16 protein-coding genes are annotated in these 20,362 nt (G+C 59.5%); 11 read left to right on the top strand and 5 right to left on the bottom strand.

The window, feature by feature from the left end; all coding sequences use genetic code 11:
* Positions 1 to 107: 107 nt before the first annotated feature.
* Genes RLDS_RS34770 through cobU form a run of 8 tightly spaced genes read left to right on the top strand, consistent with a single transcriptional unit; the run spans position 108 to position 7,210 of the window.
* Positions 108 to 2,069 (top strand): TonB-dependent receptor plug domain-containing protein, encoded by a 1,962-nt coding sequence (locus tag RLDS_RS34770; protein ID WP_084514690.1) that lies wholly within the window; start codon positions 108 to 110, stop codon positions 2,067 to 2,069.
* A gap of 1 nt (position 2,070) precedes the next feature.
* Entirely contained in the window at positions 2,071 to 2,472 is a 402-nt protein-coding gene (locus RLDS_RS34765) for a DUF1636 domain-containing protein (protein ID WP_021225055.1), read from the top strand.
* Complete coding sequence (gene cobT, locus RLDS_RS34760; protein WP_021225054.1) at positions 2,469 to 3,485, top strand: nicotinate-nucleotide--dimethylbenzimidazole phosphoribosyltransferase; 1,017 nt, start codon at positions 2,469 to 2,471, stop codon at positions 3,483 to 3,485. The genes RLDS_RS34765 and cobT overlap by 4 nt, the downstream gene beginning before the upstream one ends.
* Positions 3,482 to 4,051, top strand: coding sequence for a histidine phosphatase family protein (locus tag RLDS_RS34755; protein WP_021225053.1), 570 nt, complete (start codon positions 3,482 to 3,484; stop codon positions 4,049 to 4,051). The genes cobT and RLDS_RS34755 overlap by 4 nt, the downstream gene beginning before the upstream one ends.
* Positions 4,048 to 4,770 (top strand): adenosylcobinamide-GDP ribazoletransferase, encoded by a 723-nt coding sequence (gene cobS / locus RLDS_RS34750; RefSeq protein ID WP_021225052.1) that lies wholly within the window; start codon positions 4,048 to 4,050, stop codon positions 4,768 to 4,770. Before RLDS_RS34755 ends, cobS begins: the two co-directional genes overlap by 4 nt.
* Positions 4,767 to 5,744 carry a threonine-phosphate decarboxylase gene (locus RLDS_RS34745; RefSeq protein WP_021225051.1) on the top strand — a complete coding sequence of 326 codons (978 nt, stop codon included), beginning with the start codon at positions 4,767 to 4,769 and terminating at the stop codon, positions 5,742 to 5,744. The genes cobS and RLDS_RS34745 overlap by 4 nt, the downstream gene beginning before the upstream one ends.
* Complete coding sequence (gene cbiB, locus RLDS_RS34740; RefSeq protein WP_021225050.1) at positions 5,737 to 6,675, top strand: adenosylcobinamide-phosphate synthase CbiB; 939 nt, start codon at positions 5,737 to 5,739, stop codon at positions 6,673 to 6,675. The genes RLDS_RS34745 and cbiB overlap by 8 nt, the downstream gene beginning before the upstream one ends.
* A gap of 22 nt (positions 6,676 to 6,697) precedes the next feature.
* Positions 6,698 to 7,210, top strand: coding sequence for a bifunctional adenosylcobinamide kinase/adenosylcobinamide-phosphate guanylyltransferase (gene cobU / locus RLDS_RS34735; protein ID WP_021225049.1), 513 nt, complete (start codon positions 6,698 to 6,700; stop codon positions 7,208 to 7,210).
* Positions 7,211 to 7,313: 103 nt separating this feature from the next.
* Here cobU and RLDS_RS34730 read toward each other — a convergent pair whose 3' ends face one another.
* From RLDS_RS34730 to RLDS_RS34715, 4 genes are all read right to left on the bottom strand, one after another.
* Complete coding sequence (locus tag RLDS_RS34730) at positions 7,314 to 9,641, bottom strand: glycoside hydrolase family 3 protein (RefSeq protein ID WP_021225048.1); 2,328 nt, start codon at positions 9,639 to 9,641, stop codon at positions 7,314 to 7,316.
* Between the two features lie 220 nt (positions 9,642 to 9,861).
* Positions 9,862 to 11,424 (bottom strand): sulfatase, encoded by a 1,563-nt coding sequence (locus RLDS_RS34725; protein ID WP_236616805.1) that lies wholly within the window; start codon positions 11,422 to 11,424, stop codon positions 9,862 to 9,864.
* A 301-nt stretch (positions 11,425 to 11,725) separates the two neighbouring features.
* The gene (locus RLDS_RS34720; RefSeq protein WP_040603644.1) at positions 11,726 to 14,062 is read right to left on the bottom strand and encodes a TonB-dependent receptor; all 2,337 of its coding nucleotides are present in this window, start codon (positions 14,060 to 14,062) and stop codon (positions 11,726 to 11,728) included.
* 161 nt (positions 14,063 to 14,223) lie between these two features.
* On the bottom strand, positions 14,224 to 15,177 hold the full coding sequence (locus RLDS_RS34715; RefSeq protein ID WP_021225045.1) for a formylglycine-generating enzyme family protein: 954 nt from the start codon (positions 15,175 to 15,177) through the stop codon (positions 14,224 to 14,226).
* Between the two features lie 614 nt (positions 15,178 to 15,791).
* Between RLDS_RS34715 and RLDS_RS34710 the strand changes: the two genes are divergently transcribed.
* Both RLDS_RS34710 and RLDS_RS0127800 read left to right on the top strand, forming a co-directional pair.
* Complete coding sequence (locus RLDS_RS34710) at positions 15,792 to 16,730, top strand: fumarylacetoacetate hydrolase family protein (RefSeq protein WP_021225044.1); 939 nt, start codon at positions 15,792 to 15,794, stop codon at positions 16,728 to 16,730.
* Between the two features lie 88 nt (positions 16,731 to 16,818).
* Positions 16,819 to 17,223: a nuclear transport factor 2 family protein gene (locus RLDS_RS0127800; protein ID WP_021225043.1), complete on the top strand. Its 405-nt coding sequence runs from the start codon at positions 16,819 to 16,821 to the stop codon at positions 17,221 to 17,223.
* Between the two features lie 84 nt (positions 17,224 to 17,307).
* On the opposite strand, the gene RLDS_RS34705 is transcribed toward RLDS_RS0127800, so the two are convergent.
* Positions 17,308 to 19,209, bottom strand: coding sequence for a sulfatase-like hydrolase/transferase (locus tag RLDS_RS34705; RefSeq protein ID WP_236616803.1), 1,902 nt, complete (start codon positions 19,207 to 19,209; stop codon positions 17,308 to 17,310).
* 341 nt (positions 19,210 to 19,550) lie between these two features.
* Here RLDS_RS34705 and RLDS_RS34700 point away from each other — a divergent pair, with 341 nt between their 5' ends.
* Positions 19,551 to 20,291 (top strand): FadR/GntR family transcriptional regulator, encoded by a 741-nt coding sequence (locus RLDS_RS34700; protein WP_021225041.1) that lies wholly within the window; start codon positions 19,551 to 19,553, stop codon positions 20,289 to 20,291.
* The last annotated feature ends 71 nt before the right edge of the window (positions 20,292 to 20,362 follow it).

Below are 20,362 nucleotides of genomic sequence, written 5' to 3'. Positions count from 1 at the left end.
GGCGGACGGGGGTAAACCCGCATGACGACAGGAAGCGCCGCGCGTTGCGCGGGCGATGTCGTTTGTCCTTGTCCCAAGGGACGGCATGGCCCGCGTGCGCGTGGCTCGTGTCAAAAGGGGTTACCATGCAGAGCCTGTTGCTCAAGACTTCTACCGCCGTCATCGCGTTCACTCTTGCCTGCCCGGCATTGGCGCAGTCGCCTGACGAGATGAGCGATGCAGACGGCATTGTCGTCACCGCCACCCGCGCGCCCACGCCACTGGATCAAGTGTCCGCCTCCATCACGGTTCTGGACAAGGCCGCAATCGACCGGGCGCAGGATATCGGTGCGGCCGAATTGCTGCTGCGCACGCCGGGCATCAGCCTGTCCCGCAATGGCGGCTATGGGACCGCCACATCGCTGCGCATTCGCGGCGCGGAATCGGAACAGACCGTCGTGGTCATCGACGGGGTGAAGCTCAATGATCCGTCCTCGACCGGCGGCGGCTATAATTTCGCCAATCTGCTGATCGGCGACGCACAGAGGATCGAGGTGCTGCGTGGCCCCCAATCGACGCTCTGGGGAAGCCAGGCGATCGGCGGCGTGGTCAACATCGTCACCGCCAGCCCGCAGGCGCCACTGGAAGGCAGTTTCGATATCGAAGCCGGATCGCGCGATACCGTCAGCGCCCGCGCCGCGCTGGGCGGGGTGTCTGGTCCACTCAGCTGGCGGATCGGCGGCCAGTCCTTCACCACTGACGGCATTTCCGCGATCGCGCCGGCCTTTGGCGGCGGCGAGCGGGATGGTTATACCAACCGCAATGTCGCCGGACGCGCGGAACTGGCGCTCGGCGCAAATGCCAGCATCGACCTGCGGGGCTATTATTCGACAGGTCGGGTGGAAATTGACGGGTTTGGCGGCGACGCGCCCGACTACAGCCATAACCGCGAATTTGTCGGCTATGCCGGCCTCAACTTTACGATGCTCGGCGGCCGACTGCGCAATCGCATCGCCTATAACTATACCGACACCGATCGCGACAGCTACAGCCCCGAACTTGAACAGCCTTTAAGCTTCGAAGCGGCTGGCAAGAATCGCCGGTTCGAATATCAGGGCATTTTCGACCTGTCCGATCGCATCTCCGCCACCTTCGGCGTTGAAAATGAGCGATCGCGCTTCAAAAGCCGTTCGCCATCCGGCTCGCTGTCCGATCCGCTGCCCGACTTTGTCAGGGGCAAGGCGGAAATCACCAGCGTCTATGGCCAATTGACCGTCCGCCCGCTCGATGGCCTCACCATCAATGGCGGTGTGCGGCATGACGATCATAATCGCTATGGCGGGCGCACGCTGTTTTCGGCGGGCGGCATATGGGCCCTGCCCAGCGGAACGACCTTGCGCGCCAGCTATGGCGAAGGGTTCAAGGCCCCTTCCCTCTACCAGCTGTTCAGCGAATATGGGAATGTGAACCTCGACCCCGAACGCGCCCATGGATGGGAAGCGGGCGTGCAGCAAGCCTTTTTCGGCGATAGCCTGACGATCGGCGCGACCTATTTCGAACGGACGACGACCGAGCAGATCATCTATAATGGCTGCGACTTTGGCAGCACTGATCCGCTTTGCGTCGTGCCGGGGACCGACACGCCGCGCTGGGGCTATTATCTGAACGTCGCACGCGCAGAGGCCCATGGCATCGAAGCGGACGCCGCGCTGCGCCTTGGCGGATGGACGCTGGACGGCAATTATAGCTGGACCGTGGCGGAGGACCGCTCCGCCGGAACCGCCAATGAAGGAAACTGGCTGCCCCGCCGCCCGCGCCATATGGCCAATGCGTCTGTTTCCTATGATTTCGCCTTCGGCCTCACCCTGGGATCAGCGGTTCGCTGGGCGGGCAAGAGCTACGACAATGCCTCCAACGCCACGCGGCTTGACGATTATACGCTGGTCGACCTGCGGGCGGAATATCGGCTGAACGAGAGCGTTCGGCTGTTCGCGCGGGCGGAAAATGTCTTCGACGAACAATATATGACGGCCTATCGCTACGGCACGCTGGGCCGCAGCATCTATGCCGGGATCAGGGGTCGTTTCTGACATGCTGACGCCGGTCGATCCCGGTCCGTCCGTGGTGGCGTGCAGCAGTTGCCGTCGCCCCGGGAGTCTGGCGTCGGGGGAGCCGCGCGATGGCGCGCGGCTTCTGGCGGCGCTGGAGCGGGTGCAGGCAAGCGATCCGGCCTATCAAGGCATCGCCCTTCAGTCGATGCCCTGCCTGTTTGCCTGTGGCGACGGATGCACGGTTCACCTGCGCGCGCCCGGCAAGATCGGCTACGTCCTGGGCCGCTTCGACCCGGATGATGACGCGGCGCGCGCGATCCTGGATTATGCGCTGCATCACGCAGCCAGTGCGGAGGGCCAGGTGCCTTATGCACTCTGGCCACAGGGTGTGAAGGGCCATTTCCTGGTCCGCGTTCCTCCGGCAGGATATGTCGCGACATGACCGGCTTTTCCACCATCGCTGCCTTTGAGGCTGCTCTTGCCGACCTGCCCGCTCCTGATCAGCAGGCGCAGGCGGCGGCGCGCGATCGGCAGGCGCAACTTACCAAGCCGGCGGGATCGCTCGGCAGGCTGGAGGAGATCGCAATCTTCTTCGCCGGCTGGCAGAACCGGGGCCGCCCCACGATGCAAAAGGCGCGCGCGGTCGTCTTCGCCGGCAATCATGGCGTCACGGCGCAGGGCGTCAGCGCCTTTCCCGCGAGCGTCACCGCGCAGATGGTCGGCAATTTCGAACGCGGCGGCGCGGCTATCAACGCCCTCACCCGCGCGGCCGGTCTTGACCTTCGCGTCGTGCCCATCGACCTTGATCGCCCGACGCAGGACTTCTCGATCGCGCCTGCCATGTCCGCTGACGAATGCCTGACAGCGCTCAGCATCGGTGCAGCACAGGTTGACGCCGGTCTCGATATGATCGTGCTCGGCGAAATGGGGATCGGCAATTCTACGGCGGCGGCGGCGTTGTGCGCCCGTAGTTTCGGGGAGGGCGCTGCGGCATGGACCGGCCCAGGCACCGGAGTAGATGACGCCGGCGTGCGACGCAAGATTGACGTCATCGACCGCGCGCTCGCCCTGCATCGCGCGGCTTCCCGTTCCGCCTTTGAAACGTTGCGCCATGTTGGTGGCCGGGAAATCGCCGCCATGGCCGGGGCGATGCTGCGCGCGCGCCAGCTTCGCGTGCCGGTCCTGCTTGACGGGTTCATCTGCTGCGCTGCGCTGGCTCCGTTGGCGCGGGACAATCCGGCGATCACCGATCATTGTCTCGCGGGCCATTGTTCAGCAGAGCCGGGCCACGCGCGGTTGCTTGACCGGCTGGGGCTTGATCCGTTGCTGTCGCTGAACATGCGTCTGGGCGAAGGCAGTGGCGCAGCGGTGGCAACCAATATCGTGCGGTCCGCGCTCGCCGCCCATGCCGAAATGGCAACCTTTGCCGAAGCATCTGTTTCGGAAGGGCAATGACCAGCTATCACCTGCACTTGCTGCGCCATGGCGAACCCGTCATACCCGGCCTGATGCTGGGCCGCACGGACATGGCGCCGACGCAGGAGGGTATCGACCATTGCGTCCGGCAGGCGCGCGCGTTGCATGTCGATCAATTGATCGCATCCCATCGGACGCGCTGTCGCTTGCCAGCCGAGGCCATTGGTGCGGAGCAGGATCTGACCCCGGCACTGGACCCGCGCTGGCGCGAATTGGATTTCGGGGAATGGGACGGGCGAGCCGCCGCCGATCTGGACGCGCAGGCGCTCAGCTTATTCTGGGCCGCCCCGGAGACTTGCCCGCCCCCCGGTGGCGAGCGCTGGTCCGATCTGCGTGATCGCGTGTCGGCCGCGCTGACGGGCCTCACGCCGCGTTCCACCCTGGTGCTGACGCATGGCGGGCCGATGCGGGCCACTCTTCACCTGCTGTGCGGTTTTGATTGGCCGCAGCTCTGGTCGTTCGACCTCCCCTATGGCGCCTTGCTGTCATTGCAGGTCTGGCCCGGGGATCGGCCGTCGGCGCAGATCGTCGGGCTGGCGCGATGAAGCGTTTTGTTCTTGCGCTCCAATTTCTGACCCGCCTGCCCTTGCCCGCCGTAGCGGCCGATCCCGATGATTTTGCAGCCTCGATCCGGTGGTTCCCGGCCGTCGGCATCATCATCGGCCTGCTGGTGATGGCAGCGGCCTGGGCTGGTGCTCAGGTGGACAGTTGGATCGGCGCGCTGGCGGCGCTGGCGGTCTGGACCTGGGTCACAGGCGCGCTGCATCTCGATGGTCTGGGCGATATCGCCGACGCCGTCGGAGCAGCGCATAAAGGCAGGGACAGGCTCATCGCCGTGCTGCGCGATCCGCATGCCGGCAGCTTCGCCGTCGTCGCAATCGCAATGCAACTGATCGCGAAACTCATTCTGTTGCACCATCTGATCGAGGTAAATGCCTTTATTGCCCTGGCCCCCATCCCCTTTGCCGCGCGCATCGCGCCCCTATGCTGGGCGCGCTGGTTGACGCCGCTTCATGAGGGGCTGGGATCACGCTTTCGTCATGCTGTGCGCGCGGTCGACCTCATTCTCTGGGCTTTGGCGCTCATCGCGGCAGCCATGATGGTGTCGCCTTCGCTATTGTCCCTGCCCTTGGCAGTGCTGCTTTGGGGACGATGGATCAGGCGGCACATCGGCGGCATCTCGGGCGATGGCCATGGCGCTGGCATTGAACTCACCGAAACGACCCTGCTGGTGGCCGCCTCCGCCCTGGCTGGCCTGGCATGACCAGCCCCTTTGTCTGGCATGGCGGCGCTTTGGAAGCGGCCAGGCAGGCATTTGGCGATAATGGGCCGTGGCTCGACCTGTCGACCGGGATCAATCCTGATCCGTGGCCCGGCGCGGCCGGCCTGATTCTCGACTGGCATCGCCTCCCCGAAGCGTCGGCGCTGCAGGAATTGGAGCGGGCCGCCGCAGCCTATTTCGGCGTCGAGCCTGCTCATATCTGCGCGGTTCCGGGCACGGAAATCGGGATGCGGCTGGTCGGACAGATGCTAGGCGGGCCGGCTTATCATGTCACGCCCGCCTATCGCACACATGCCGAGATGATCCCAGGCAGCATGCCGATAGCAGCGCAGGATGCCGCAGGAACGTCGGCTACCCTGATAGTGGCCAATCCCAACAACCCGGACGGGCGGACGATCAGCCGCACAGACCTGCAACTGCTGCTGCGCGGGCGGTCCGATCGCAGCTGGCTGTTGCTGGACGAAGCCTTTGCCGACGTCGATCCACGCATCAGCCTAGCCAGCGCGCTTGACGATGCAGAGCGGCTCATCATCTTCCGGTCCTTCGGAAAATTTTTCGGGCTGGCGGGCGTTCGCCTGGGTTTCGTCCTGGGACCCCGGACGATAGTCGAGCCGCTCCGCCGTCTGCTCGGCGCTTGGCCATTGTCTTCCGCTGCGCTGGCGATCGGCGCCGCTGCTTATCAGGACCAGCAATGGATTGCGCAGACACGGCTGGCACTGCCCCGCGCCGCTGCCAGACTCGACGCGCTGTTGAACGACCATGGCTATAGCGCGGTCGGCGCCTGCCCGCTGTTTCGCCTGATCGAAGCCAAAGACGCCCATGCGCTGTTCAACCGTCTCGCCCGGCAGGGTATATTGACGCGGCCCTTCGCTAATCAGCCGCATTGGCTGCGTATCGGATTGCCGTGCGACGCGGCGGACCTTGACCGGCTGGACCGAGCCTTGCGTCATGGTTGAACCAGCGGCGATGCTTGCCCTGATACTCGACGCAGGTTTCGGCTGGCCGGAACGCGTCTATCGCCGCGTCGGCCACCCGATCGGTCTGTTCGCCCGTGTGATCGAGGGGTGCGAAAGGCGGTGGAACCTCCCGTCCTTCGCGTTTGGTACGCGCCGCGCATGGGGTGTTGCGACCTTGATCCTGCTGCTCGGTGCGGTGATCGGCGTTACCGTCGCGCTGACGCTGATTGTCGAACATCTGATCGGCCAAGCGGCAAGGATCGGCCTCGGCATCCTGGCATGGCCCGTTCTGGCCCAACGCAGCCTTTTCCAGCATGTCCGCGCCGTCGCCGCTGCCCTCCACGCCAACTCTGGCCCAAAAGCGCGAGAGGCCGTGGGCGCGATCGTCGGACGCGACACCGACAGGCTGGACGAAGCCGGGATTTCCCGCGCAGCGATCGAGAGTCTGGCCGAAAGCTTCTGTGACGGCGTCGTCGCGCCGCTTTTCTGGTTGCTGTTCTTCGGGCTTCCCGGCGTGTGGGCGTATAAGGCGATCAACACGGCGGACAGCCTGATTGGCCATCGCGAGGAGCGCTGGCGCGCGTTCGGCTGGGCGGCCGCGCGGATCGATGACGTAGCGAACCTGATCCCGGCGCGTCTGTCCGCTCTTCTGCTCTGCCTTGCGGGCGGAGGCGGCTGGCGTGTCCTGTGGCGGGATGCGGGAAACCATGCCTCACCCAATGCCGGCTGGCCCGAAGCAGCGATGGCGGGCGCATTGGGACTAAGACTGGCGGGGCCTGTCGCCTATGATGGCGAGTTGTACGACAAACCATGGATCAATGCCGAAGGGCGATCGGCCGACGGGCGGGATATCGATCGGGCGCTCCGCATCTATATCACCGCCTGCATGCTATTATGGGTGGTCACCGCCGCGACAATCTTGGCATTTTAACCGCAAACAAGGACTGTTCGCTATGACCAGCCATCGTCTCCTCTGCCTGGGTGGCGCGCGTTCGGGCAAAAGCCGCTACGCCCAGCAGCGCGCAGAAGTGGGTGAGGGCGCGCCGGTTTTCATCGCCACTGCCCAGCCGTTCGACGACGAAATGCACGCGCGGATCGCCCGCCATCGCGCGGACCGGGACGGGCGCTGGCATTGTATCGAAGCCCCGCTCGACCTGGCGCCGGCGATCGACGCGCTTTCGGGTCAGGGCAAGATCGTCCTCGTCGATTGCCTGACGCTCTGGCTGTCCAACCTGTTACTAGCCGGCAAGCCGTTCGAGGCGGAAGCAACCATCCTGACGCAAGCCGTCGCGCGTTTCGACGGCACCATCATCCTGGTCGCGAATGAAGTGGGTTGGGGCATCGTTCCCGACAATGCGCTTGCCAGGAAATTCCGCGACGACGCCGGACGCCTCAATCAGCATATGGCATCCATTTGCGACGAGGTCATGTTGGTCGTTGCCGGGCTTCCGCTTCGCCTGAAATGAGGCAGTGCCAACAATCGGGCACGCATTCGCCTTCCCCGCTGTTCGTTGCTATGCATGGGCAAGGCGTGCCGTCGCGTTTCCGCCTTGTCCATGCACCAGCGATTTACGGCTTTCGGGTCCGACCAAAACTGCGCCCAAAACCATAGGGATAGAGCGCGCCGTCGCGCGTATCGGCATAGCCTGGCGCATCGGGGTTTTGCGTCAAGACAGCCTCCCGACTTGCCGGAAGGGCAAAGGGCAGCCGGCCCTTGGGCGCCGACTTGCCCGTCATGATATCAAATTGCGCACGATCGCTGACGCCAAAAGTCGCCAGCAATGCGCCCGTATTGCGCAGGCCACTTTCCTTGTCGATGACATAAGGATTGCGAAAATAGATGGAAACCACGACCTTTCCAGGATCGCCGATTTCCTGCATCGCCGCTTTGATTTCCGATAGTGAAGGCGTCATCGTCCAGCTCTGCGCCTCAGCGAAGTCGGAAAGCGCGAGCTTGTTCACTTCCCAGGGAAATCCGCCCCCGAAGATGAGCCCGCTATCTAGACAGCCGTCCGCAGTTTCGAAGCCCTTGGCGGATGGGTCATACACGCATGGGTCCTGCGCGCCCCAGGTCGCCTGCTGTTTATTGGTTCGTGGGTCGATCAGGTTGAACTCGGGGCCGACCGCCTTCCCCCCTGTGTCCGGAGATTTTGAGGAATATGCGCGCGCGCCCGTGGGATTGACCATGATCTTGACGAGCAGTGCCGCGGTGTCTTTTGGGACGGGAGTCCGTTGCTTCCCGTTCCCGTCGACCACTTCAAGTCCCGCGGCGCGGGCCGCTTCTGCGCCAAAGCCCATGACATAGACCTTCGAACGAGGCTTAAGAGGCAGCAATGCCTTGCGGTTCTCCAGCAACACGATCGAACGCCGTTGCACGTCGAGACCGCGTTCCCGGTCTTCCGGCCGTCCAATGGCGGATGGAGCCGCGGCTGCGTCGACATAGGGATTTTCGAACAGGCCCAGTTGAAACTGTTCAATCAGCAGCCTCCTGACCGCCGGATCGACATGATCGCGTTCGCTCAATCGACCGGCTTCGACAAGAGCAATCAGTGCCTTGCCATCGGTATATTCCGAAAGAATATCCGTACCGCTCGTCACGGCGGTGACAACCCGGTCAGCGACCGTGAACGCTTTGCCGGTTGCAGGATTGGTCCGGTAGCTTTCCAGACCCCATCCCCGCTGCTCCACAATGCCGGTGTCGGAATTTACATATCCCTTGAAGCCCAATTTGTCGCGCAGGAGGTCGGTCACGATCTGCTTTGAAAAAGCCATGCCGGTCTGGTCGTAACGAACGCCTTCATAGGTCACGCCAATGGGCACGCCATAATAGGGCATGATCGATGATGCGCCCTTTGCGATGGCGGCACGGAAGGGCTGAAGATGATAGCCAAAGCCGTATTTGCCGCTGGTATCGGTATAAACCTGATGCTTGCCGAAGGTGTAGTGAGGATCGAGACCCATTTCCTGAGGGCCTCCGCCTGGGAAATGCTTGACGGTCAGCGCGACGCCTGATGTGGGCGACAAGGAATATCCATCCTTTTGCACCGGACCCTGCAATCCACCGATGAGGGACCCGATGATATCGGACATCAGGTCGGCATTTTCGGTGAAAGTTTCGTGGAAGCGCGACCAGCGCGGCTCCGTGCCTAGATCCGCCATATAGCCATACATGCCGCGCAGCCCGATCGCACGCCATTCCCGGCTCATAACATCGGTCAGGTCTCGCAGCGGTGCCATGTCGCCTTTCAATGTGCGCGGCACACTCCCGCGCGCATCGACAGCCGCCCCAGCGCCAAGAGCGGCAGCCGCCAGACCTGCTTCCTTAGGGAATTCCGTGAATGCTCCTGCGCCTGCGGCAATACCGAAGGTTGGCTTGGTCTCCACATGGTTGCGGGCATTGTCCTTGAACAGGCCGGGGATGCCGAGCCGACCGGCTTCCAACCGTTCCTGAACCATATTGGTAAAGCGCGCCATCTGATCCGGCGTTTGCGGGTATCCGCCGAACAGGGCGAAGCCAGTCAATTTGACCGAACAGTCGGCCGGGACGGTCGTCACGCGCGCGCGCAGAATGAAGCGGGTCAGCTTCTGCTTGTCTATCAGATCACGGCCGCGATCCGAAAGGGAGCCGTCACAATCGGGGTTGTTGGTGGCGATCATCATCATGCCGACCTTCTCGGTCAGCGTCATCTTCGCGAGGAGGTCGTCAGCGCGCTGCTGGGCCGTCAGGCGCCAGTCTTCATAAGCGTCAAGACGGCCATTTGCGTTCAAATCCTTGAAACGCAGCCCGTTCATTTCAAGCACCGGCTTCGAGCGGGTTCCGATGACCGGTTGCGAAGGTGATGACGCGGCCGCCGTCAGCATGGTTCCCGCGAGCAGGGCGAACATAATGTGATGCATCGAAGCGACCCTTATTCCACTAATTTACAAATTACGGTTACGTCGGTCGGCAATGAGGAGAGCCATAAGATGGCGAGCAATGGCACCCCGATTGTCCTAACCCTGAATTTCCGCAGCCGTCTTTGATCTTTCTCCAACCGATCGAATAGCGCAGCCGTTCGATTGGCCGTTGCTGATTAGGCAATACCCACATGGGCTGTGGGGGAGGACCTTCGTCTTTTCACGGATCGATCGCTTCGCAAAGCTTCATTCCGCCTCCCCCTTCTCCGCCCGGCTTGCGACCCGGGGCGCCTTCACCATTCGCCTGATGTGCCTTCGCCTTGCTCCACGCGGCTGCGGAAGCAGTTAGGATCAGGCAGTTTTCCACTGCATTATATTTTGCGGCATCGGGGCGCTTTTCCACAGGCCCCTTAGGCAACTGACTGGCTAGCTCTGTCATGACAGCAGCATAAGCAGGGTCATTGGCCAGATTATGATGTTCACGCGGATCAGTCTTGTGGTCGTACAATTCCCGCCCCTTCGCGCCCGCCTCCCATTCGGTGTAACGCCACCGTTCGGTCCGCACACTGCGACCACCGCGCACTTGAGACAGGGCCGGCTTCTTCCATGTCCGGTCCGACGGGTTCTCGATCAAGGGCTTCAAACTCTGCCCTTCATTCCGCGAATAATGCGGAAGACCCGCCAATTCGGTCAACGTTGGATAAAGATCGAGCAATTCCACGGTGCGAGGCGATCGCTTCCCGGCCGAATTCCCCTCAGGTGTCCGGATCACAAGCGGGACGCGATCCGACTCTTCCCACAGAATGTTTTTCATCCATTGGCCATGTTCGCCCAACAGATAGCCATGGTCGCTGGTGAACACCACGATTGTATCGTCGTCCAGTCCGAGGTCTTTCAGCGCGGCAAGAACCCTGCCCACTTGCGCGTCCATGAAACTGGTGGCGGCAAAATAGGCCCTGATCGCCTGTCTTTGTTCATCGTCGGTCATGCCGAAGTTATCGGGTAGCCATGCCCGCGTAGCAGGAAGGTTTCGAGCCAGGCTTTCGGGTGTTTCAGCCGGAAGCTTGATATCCTCCGGTCGATAGAGGTCGAAATATTTTTTTGGCGCAACCTCCGGCACATGGGGCCGGTAAAATCCGACGGCGATAAAAAAGGGCTTATCCTTGTTCGCCTTCAGCATTTCTATCGCTGCTGTCGCGACTTTTCCGTCGGTCTGTTCTTCGTCCTTGCCGCCATCGTCCAGGTAAGCCAGGGCCGATCCATAGGGAATCCCAGGCGTCAAATTGATCAGCTTGCCATTTTCGGCATCCTTGTCGCGACCGCGGGGGTTGACGACTTCGTCCCATGATTGGGCGTCATCAGGGCCGCTCGTGCCAATATCGCTGGGAACCCCCTGGTGGAAAATCTTGCCGACGCGGCCAGAAAAATAGCCATTCGTCTTGAAATATTCGGGTAATGTCTGAATGTCCGGCAAGGCATCCCGGAAAGGCGTCGCCAAATCCATGACGCGTGTCGTATCGGGGCGCGTGCCGGTGAGGAAGGATGCTCGGCTGGGGCCACACCAGGGAAATTGACTATATGCCCGATCAAAGCTTACGCCCTGCTGGGCAAGTTGGTCGATATTGGGGGTTTGAACAGGGGCGCCGTAAGAGCCGAGGCGCGTTCCCATGTCATCGGCTATGATGAACAGGATGTTGCGCGGTTTGACTTGCCGTTCGGCGGGGCGCGCAGGTGCCGAAGAACCGATCTGCGTCTTGGCCAAAACTGGCAGGGTACATGTCAAAGACGCCGCCAGCCCAGTGGCCAAGATGCTGCCCCTCAAAAGCGATTTAAGATGCTTCACCCTTTGATCTCCTTCTGAGGTGATCAGCATATTGAGCATGCCAATCCGCCGAAATGGTTGCAGCAGGATTTTTCCCGCAGCGGCTAATCAGTGACTGGCCCAGCAATCAACCCCACCGTCGTTTGAAAGTCAGTCTACAGTGCAACGATTCAACGCGTCCTCATTGAAAGGAACGCGGTGGGCTGTGGCTGGCAAACCCACCGCGATACCAGATACTGACGATCCGGCGATCAATCATGCCTTAACGATAGCGGAGACGTAGCCGAACGCCGAAATACCGGCGTGCGTCGCGCGGTAGAACCTGCTGAGTCGCTAGGCCAAGCGATTCACCCTGCGCGGCTTGGATGAGCGAGGCGTAACTTTTGTCGAACAGGTTGTTGGCAAAGAGGCTTACCCTGTAATTGCCGCTCGGATCCTCAAGGCCAACGCTTCCATTAAGGATACCATAGCCTTCCTGAACCGTGAGCGGGCCGCCCAACAGGCTGAAATTGACCTTGCTCTGATGCGTCCAGTCCGCCTGGACAAAACCCTTCAGTCCGCTGTTCGTCAGTTCGGTTTCGTAACGGCCGGAGATGCCATATTTGAATTTGGGCGCGTTAGCGAGCCGCGAACCGCTCAAATCCTGCGTTCCGACCGATGCGCTGGCTCCGTAGCAGACGCCCGGCACGCGATCAGCTTCGGCCACGTTGTCGAAGGCGGGCTGACCAGTATAGCAGTTCGCACCTTCGAAGGAGCGAATTTTCGCATCCACATAAGCGCCCGATAGGTCGAATTGCAGCCCACGGAAGGGACGCAAGGAGATGTCCGCCTCCACGCCGCGGCTGCGCAATTTGCCGACGTTGTTCAGGCGGAAGTCGAGCGTTCCGTCTGCCAGCACGCGGGCGCTCTGGGCCTGAAAATCATCATAATCCGTCCAGAATCCGGTCAGATTGACCTGCAGCTTGCGGTCAAGGAACGTACCCTTCAGGCCGATTTCATAGGCTTTGGAATGTTCGGGCTGCAACGGATTGGCAAATCTATCAGGGCTGGCGCCGGTGCCCAAATCGAAGCCCTGACCCTTATAGCCGGTCGCGTAGGACGCATAAATCATCAGATCGCGTGAGATATCCTGACGCAGGGCGACCTTATATGTGACTTGCTCGTCGCTGGTTTGTCCGAAGCAACGGGTAAGGCACGTCGCGTTGTTTGCCGGTGGACGCGTGGGAATGACGAGATTGAGGAAGTCGGCACTCAGTTTTTCGCTGTTCCAGCGAATGCCTGCATCCAGATGCGTGCTGTCCGTGAAATTCGCCGTCCCTTGCGCGAAGAGGGCGACGGTGCGAGTCTTCAGGCCGCCAACCCAGTTGGAAGCCCCCGGCCCCAGCGCCAGACGCTGGAAGTCACGGTCCGAATTGCCCTTGGAGTAATAGGCGCCCAGCAGATAATCCAGAAATTGACTGCCGCTGGAAACCAGCCGGACTTCCTGCGTAAACTGGTCCGTGTTGGTATTGCCCGATTGGACGATGCCGCCGGTGCGCCGGCCAACAACGGGAAGGTCCGTATAGTCTGCGTCATCACCCAGAGAGGACAGCGACCATTTCTGATAGCTGGTGATGGAAATCAGATTGGCAAAGTCGAGATCCAACGTAGCCCGGCCGACATACATGGATTGTTTGCTGACAATTTCCGGTTCGACATTCTGGCGAGCCTTGAAATTATCCGGACCGGGATCGATCCCGACCAGCGAAGGAAGCACCAGATTGCCCAGTTCGCCAATTTGGGAAATCGGGAAAATGCGGGCGGCGGGATCGACATAACGCCAGGTGCGAGTAGCCGACGTCGTGTCCCGGCTATAGGCGGCGGTGAGCGATATCTGAAGTCGCTCGACCGGATCGATATCCGCCCGCACACGAGCGCCGATCGATTCCGCTGCGCCAAGCTTGTTGCCGGTCGTCAGGTTACGGATATACCCGTCGCGCTGGTCATAATAGGCGTTTGCGCGCACCGCAATGAGCGAGTTGGGTCGCCCCGATACCGACCCTTCGATCCGAGTCTGCTCGTCGGTCGTCTGCGTCACCCCGAAGGATGCTGTCAAAGTGTCGGTCGGCGCCTGCGTGACGATATTGACCACGCCAGCGGACGCGTTCTTGCCAAACAGGGTTCCCTGCGGGCCGCGCAGAACCTCGATACGTTCAATATCGGCGAGCCCGGAGAAGGCTTGCGCCTGTTGCAGCAAGGCAACGTCATCCACGACGACGGATACCGCGGGTTCCAATCCGATACCAAATGCATTGGTGCCGATACCGCGAAGGTTGATGGAGCTGTTCTGGGGATTCTGTGACTGCGTTACCGTCAAAGATGGCGCGGCCCGCGCTACATCTGCAACTTGGTTGATGCCGCGATTTGCCAAAGCTTCGGCCGTCAGCGCGGTCACCGCCACTGGCACATCTTGCAGACGTTGTTCTCGCCGTTGCGCTGTGACGACGATCTCCTCAATTCCACCATCATCGCCTTGTGGCGCAATGTCAGATTGAGCGAAGGCCGAACCAGCCGTCGCAATCAAAGCGGTCGACGCAAGTAACGCTGAAACGCGGAACATCATTTCCTCCCCGGAATAACCTATATTGGTCTGGCCACTGATATTGCGGAGGTCTACCGGCAAGACAAATTGATTATATTGATGACCAACCATGAAGCATTTTTGTTGGATGGAAAGGTGAGTGCTCGCCGAAATGTTGTGGCGGTCACCGGTGCCTCTGCTCAATCACGCACTACGCATCGAAAGCCAATGTGGCTGGTGGATGTGTCGATCATTTCAGGATGGCGGGCAGCTGGCCGAAAACGCTGGCAATAATTCACGGCGCAGAGATGCGAACCGCCCTTCAACACCTTTCGCCCGATCTTGATCTGGGGTTGCCCAGGATCGAAGCTGTTCCGCAGCGTGCCACCGCGCGGATTGTCGATGGCGCAGCAACTCTTGCCGGATAAGGGCTCCTTGGACGCACTCCACCAGTCGTTCGTCCATTCCCAGACATTGCCGATCATGTCATACAGGCCATAGCCATTGGGGGGGAAGCTGCCGACCGGCGATGTACGTTCCCATCCATCCAGGCAATCATTTTGGTGAGGAAATTGTCCCTGCCAATAATTGGCCATCATGCGACCATCAGGAGCGAGTTCATCGCCCCACGCATAATCCGTGCCGCTCAGCCCGCCACGTGCGGCAAATTCATACTCAGCTTCGGTCGGTAAAGATTTTTTCGCCCACTTGGCATAGGCCTGAGCGTCCTTCCACGCGATATGGACGACAGGATGGTCCCACAATTCTGCAATATCGCTTCCGGGGCCAAGAGGATGGCGCCAGCATGCCCCCGCTTCAAATGACCACCATCGCCTATGATCACCCGTTCCCACAGGTGCAGAGGTCTTGCGGAATACCAGCGATCCGGCAAAATGCATTTCCGGCAGCAAGCCCGGATAATCTTTGGGATCAGGCATCATTTCGGCGACCGTGACATATCCGGTGGCCTCAACAAAATCATGGAACTGCCGGTTGGTGACGGGGGCGACATCAATCTGGAACGGGGCCACCCTGACCCGCCTCACCGGACTTTCCTCCGGGTAGAAATTTTCTGCCCCCATCATGAATTCGCCCCCTGGCAGGGCGATCATGCCGTCGCGCAGTGCGACAGGTCGGACAAATCTTTTACCCATAATGACGCTCCGTGTGCACAGGACTAGGCTGCGGTAAAGCCTGCGAACCATTTGAGGTTTGGACGCAAGCCCGGTCTATCCGATCGGCGGTCGAAAAATGCATGTCGTCTTTTCCGTTAAAGGTGTTGTCGAGCCTTGAGAGCAGCATATTCATTTTCACTTCGCATAGGGCGATTCCCGCCTGAACCACGGCCCACGCCAGATTCTGCCTGCAGCGATTGAACTGACCAATTTGGCGAGAGGTTATCTGCGCCGCGGATGCGGTTGTCAAAATGTGGATTATCAGGGCAGCTCGTTCATCGGCCGGCGCGCGGCGCGGCATATATGTCCTCACCCAAGCCGCAAGCTCGGCCTTGTAACGCGCTATTCTCTGCCCTTGCCTTGACAGACACTATCCCGCGACGACGGGAAGACCGTCACGGCACATGGGGCCATTATCAATTTCTATTACGAAAACGGTGTCCGGCTGATTATCGCTTCGCCGATCATTTTTCAGATGATTGCGGGAGAAATTCCATTTGCCACGCCCGCAATAGGGCCAGCCTGCTGGATTGTCGAAAGCGGGACAATCTCTTGAAATCCTGTCTTGAACGAATGTTGCCCGGAGATGATGCATGAAAATAGTTGTATTTGGCGAGGATGAACGGATTGGCCTGCTGGAAGACAATGAGGTCATCGACGTTTCCTCTGCCGGGTTCGCCACGCTTCTGGACTTGATCGAAGCGGGTGCAGATGGACTGGCGAAAATCGCTTCGGCGGCAGACCATGCCCGGTCGCAGAGCAATTTGGTGCACCCGCTTGCTGATATCAAACTCGCCGCGCCGTGGCCGGGGCGTCAAATGGTGATGGCTGGTCAGAATAATCCGGATCATGTCGCCGCAGCCTTCACCAATCTGGGGGGCAAGCCCACCACCCGAGACGAAGTATATGCCAGCGGCCGCCAACGCCCTCCTACGGCTTTCTGGGCTGCGGCTCGGCCGGTCATGGGACCCAATGCCGATATCCAAATGCCGACACGGGCCTTGGGATACTTCGACTATGAAGGAGAACTTGGCGTCATCATCGGAAAGCAAGGCAAGGACATTAAGGCAGCCGACGCCAAGGATTATGTCTGGGGCGTAACGTTGATCCAGGATTGGAGCATTCGGGAAGCAAAATGGCCGGTCGCCGCCAGTCCGACGTTCATGCCTGCAAAAAACTTCGACTGTTCAAAATCAATTGGCCCCGCGGTGGTTGTCGGGGAATTGGACCCGGACGATGTCCATATCAGGACCTTGGTAAATGGCGATGTCAGGCAGGATTATTCGACAAGTGGCATGACATATTCCTTTGGGGAACTGCTCGAATATTTTTCGCGAGATTTCACCTTTCACCCTGGTGACGTCATTTCGCTTGGAACTGGGCTGGGAACGGCCATCGACCAGACCCGTCCCGGACCAGACGGAGGGTGGCCGCTCGACCTCTTTCTGAAAGAAGGCGACGTTGTCGAGGTCACGTCAGATGATATCGGCTCATTGGTCGGAACAATAGTCCCCAAGAAGCCACCGGAATAATTCGGCATTTACCGCATGATATTGGGATTATGCCGATAAAATCATATTCGAAAAAATTGAAAAGCTTTATTGAAGAAAGACTCCACACATGGATGGGCTATCAGTCGAATTGCTCCAATTGCCGGCGCGCTTTTTCAGCGCGATTGACAGCGGCGAATATAATCACGCAGCCCAATATATGGGGCAAAACGGGATCTGGCATCGGCAGGGTAAACAATTAGAGGGGGTTGCCGGCGTGCTGGAAGCGCTCAGGGATCGAGCGGCTGATCGCCATACCGCGCATGTTGTGACAAACATCGTGGCGGATCCAAACGAGAATGGCGGTTCCGTCAGTTTCCTTCTCACCGCATATGAATATGTTGGAGATGCAACCGCCCCCTACCCGTTGGACCGTGCAAAGGGGATCGGCCGTTATGTAGCGAACTGCTGCGTAGAAAATGGCATGCTGAAAATCGCCGAACTGAGCAGCCGGATCATCTTCAAAGCGCCATAAATGATGCTATCATATTAGATATGGGGTTTCCTATGAGCGCAAAATGTGATGGCCCCAGCCGAATATATCGTCTGGGGCTACGTGTCACCTTTTCGCCGTGGTGCCTCGACCATAGCTGATATCTGGTCGGTAGGTTCCTTCCAACTTGGCTAAAAGCGGGCGGGCGGCGCGGACGATATATTCGTTCTTGTCATCCTGAACCTGCATAATTGCATCCAACGCCGGGCGACTTGCTTCTCCCAGCGCATCCAAAGCATTCAGAGCCTGGAGCCGGGGAGGAAAGGGTATATCCTGGACAATGATCTCGCCCAATATACGTTGCCCCTTATCATCCTGACGCAGGTGGCACAAAGCCTCGGCACATACGACACGCACGCTGAGCCAGGGATCCTCTGCGGCCGCCCGCGCCAGAGCGGCTTCGGCAACCTTGGCTTTCTGCTTGAGGATCAGCAACCCCGTCGCCGCCCAATATCGCACCACCCCATTACGGTTTTTCAAACCCGATTGCAGCAGGGCCAGTTTGCGGACATCGCCGCGCGCTGCGGCCTGCGCCATGACCATGATCTGCTTCAACGGATAATGGCTGTCCTGCTGACTAATGTCATAACCTTCGGCGTCACTGCCTTCTGGAATGAAGCCGTTATCCCTGATCTTGAGCATGTGACGATCGAGCGCGGTTCGCAACTGCGCAAGCCGCGCGCTTTGGACAGCATCACTCACGAGATTGGATAGCTGATCTGGATCTTCAGCCAGATCATATAGTTCCTCATAGGGTTTTGTCTGGAAGAAACGATCCTGGTCTGCATTGAGCCGGCCAGCAATATGCTCCTCCTCCCAGGACTGATAGCTCTTGAGGATCCATTCAAAATCGCCTCGCATACCCCAGATACGATGCGGCATATAGTTGCGGATATAGCGATAACGACCATCGGCCACGGTGCGAACGAAGTCATACCGCTCGTCCATTCGGTTGCGCATGCCAAACACATAGTCATTGGGCACAAGCTTGCCCGATCCCATGATCGGATTGCCCTGCATATGGGCGGGTTGGCCCATATTGGCCAGTGCCAACAAAGTAGGTGGCAAGTCGAGCAGGGTTACAGGGGTGTCGATGACACTACCGGGCTTTGCGGGGGATAGATGCTGCCATTTGGGCGGCACGCGCACGATCATGGCGACGCGCAGGCCTTCGTCGTAGCAATAGCGCTTGCTGCGCGGAAGCACGCCGCCATTGTCCGAATAATAGAAAACGATCGTGTTATCCGCCAAACCATCGGCTTCCAGTTCGGCCAGTCGATCGCCGATTTGACCATCCATGATCGACATTAGCTTGTAATATTTGGCGTAGTCATTCTCGATCGCAGGCGTGGGCGGCAGATAGCCTGGAATCCGGATCGGCCCCATTGCCTCACTGCCTGGCACTGGCCTGAACAGGGAGGATTCATGCGTCGTCATATAATTGAAGACAGCCAGAAATGGAGCGCCCTCCGGGCGATTGCGCCAATGCCCATTATCGCCCGACACGTCCCAAATCCGATCCGGATCGACATCGCAATTATAATCTGTCTTGCTGTTGTTGGTGCAATAATAACCGGCACTGCGCATATATTCCGGATAAGTGCGAAATGAAGAAGGCAGCTTGGCAGTCGCCCGCATATGCTGCGCAGGGGAGCAACTTTCAGGGTAGGCACCGGTCAGAATGCCAAATCGTGACGGGGAACAGACGGGCGCACTTGAATAGACGTTGCGATACAATATCCCTTGGGCAGCAAGTGCATCCAGATTGGGCGTGTGCGCCGCCTTATCGCCATAGGCTCCAATGAAGGGATTATTGTCTTCACTGACCAGCCAAAGAATATTGGGCAGCTGGGGATTCGCGGATGCGGCGAAGGCCGTTCTAGCGCCGCTCGAAAGCAGAGGCGCGCCAGCCATAGCGGCCAGGATTTTCCGTCGCGACAATGGCATTTGTGCCTCTCCTTCGTTCATTCACCGGGTTAAAAAAGGTCTGGCCAATTACATCAAACGTGTCAACAACAAGCGCAGGAAGTGCGATGAACGGACATGCCCCAGTAGCATTCGATCGCGCTGTGCTTATTGAAAACGTGACATGGGTACATTCCATCAAGGCGAAACCTGTCTGATGCCTCATAAACGCGCATGCAGGTGTGAAAAGGTCCTTCTCACGGCTGAAGAGCAACGGTTGGCTTCACCCACCAACCTCGCCGCAATGCCTGCCAGTAAGTCCCGCGTCGCTGCAGTCCCACCCTTTATAAACGGCACATGCTCGATCGCTTGCGCCGGGGAATTTGGTATGACATGTAGGAGTTATGTCGTCTGAAAAACTGAAGCTCTACCAGCGGGTCGCTCTCCAGATTGAGCAGCAAATTCGCGAGGGTCACTATGAGTTGGGAAGCCGTCTTCCTGCGGAGCGTGATCTTGCAGAGCAGTTCAACGTCAGTCGCCCGACTATTCGCGAAGCGCTTATAGCGCTCGAAATTCGTAACCTGTTGGAAGTGCGGCATGGCGCGGGCGTGTTCGTCATTGGAAATCTTCCGAGCGACAAGGCTTTCATGGAACTGAACGTCGGCGCTTTTGAGTTGAACGAAGCCCGGATCATGTTTGAGGGTGAAGCAGCCGCGTTGGCGGCGACGGTGATGGAAGACGACGAACTCAAGCAACTTGCCCTGATCCTGGATCAGATGGAAGCACTTGACCCCGCGTCCGAAACCGAACTTGCACTTGATCGCCAGTTTCACATGGCCATCGCAGAGGGCACAAAAAGCACTCTGGTTGCAAAGACGATCGAGAATTTGTGGGACTTGCGCGAACAATCCTTATTGTGTCGGCATATGTTCGAACAGGCGCGACGAGAGGGGATAAACCCCCGGCCCGATGAACATAGAAACATTCTCAATGCGCTTTTGGCGCGCGACCCGCATCAAGCACGCTCGGCGATGCGCGCGCACTTGACCCGGGTGTCAGAGGATTTGCTTGCTGTCACCGAATTGGAAATGATCGAACGTGCGCGACGTGAAATCCAGGCCAAACGCAGGCGAATTGTAGCCTGAAGCGTAGCGCCAAACCAATGAGCATTGCGTTAGGGCGAAGTAGGGCTTGTCCTCGCCACCAGCGGCGCGCG

The sequence above is a fragment of the Sphingobium lactosutens DS20 genome, from assembly GCF_000445105.1.
Lineage (GTDB): Bacteria > Pseudomonadota > Alphaproteobacteria > Sphingomonadales > Sphingomonadaceae > Sphingobium > Sphingobium lactosutens.
This window is presented reverse-complemented; position numbering and strand designations above follow the sequence as displayed.

Excerpts from the sequence above, each read along its gene's own strand:
- cobT (WP_021225054.1), top strand. The coding sequence starts at position 2,469 with ATGACCGGCTTTTCCACCATCGCTGCCTTTGAGGCTGCTCTTGCCGAC.
- cobS (WP_021225052.1), top strand. The coding sequence starts at position 4,048 with ATGAAGCGTTTTGTTCTTGCGCTCCAATTTCTGACCCGCCTGCCCTTG.
- RLDS_RS34730 (WP_021225048.1), bottom strand. The coding sequence starts at position 9,641 with ATGCATCACATTATGTTCGCCCTGCTCGCGGGAACCATGCTGACGGCG.
- RLDS_RS0127800 (WP_021225043.1), top strand. The coding sequence starts at position 16,819 with ATGGATGGGCTATCAGTCGAATTGCTCCAATTGCCGGCGCGCTTTTTC.
- RLDS_RS34745 (WP_021225051.1), top strand. The coding sequence starts at position 4,767 with ATGACCAGCCCCTTTGTCTGGCATGGCGGCGCTTTGGAAGCGGCCAGG.
- RLDS_RS34720 (WP_040603644.1), bottom strand. The coding sequence starts at position 14,062 with ATGTTCCGCGTTTCAGCGTTACTTGCGTCGACCGCTTTGATTGCGACG.
- RLDS_RS34715 (WP_021225045.1), bottom strand. The coding sequence starts at position 15,177 with ATGGGTAAAAGATTTGTCCGACCTGTCGCACTGCGCGACGGCATGATC.
- RLDS_RS34765 (WP_021225055.1), top strand. The coding sequence starts at position 2,071 with ATGCTGACGCCGGTCGATCCCGGTCCGTCCGTGGTGGCGTGCAGCAGT.
- RLDS_RS34700 (WP_021225041.1), top strand. The coding sequence starts at position 19,551 with ATGTCGTCTGAAAAACTGAAGCTCTACCAGCGGGTCGCTCTCCAGATT.
- cobU (WP_021225049.1), top strand. The coding sequence starts at position 6,698 with ATGACCAGCCATCGTCTCCTCTGCCTGGGTGGCGCGCGTTCGGGCAAA.
- RLDS_RS34755 (WP_021225053.1), top strand. The coding sequence starts at position 3,482 with ATGACCAGCTATCACCTGCACTTGCTGCGCCATGGCGAACCCGTCATA.
- cbiB (WP_021225050.1), top strand. The coding sequence starts at position 5,737 with ATGGTTGAACCAGCGGCGATGCTTGCCCTGATACTCGACGCAGGTTTC.
- RLDS_RS34710 (WP_021225044.1), top strand. The coding sequence starts at position 15,792 with ATGAAAATAGTTGTATTTGGCGAGGATGAACGGATTGGCCTGCTGGAA.
- RLDS_RS34705 (WP_236616803.1), bottom strand. The coding sequence starts at position 19,209 with ATGAACGAAGGAGAGGCACAAATGCCATTGTCGCGACGGAAAATCCTG.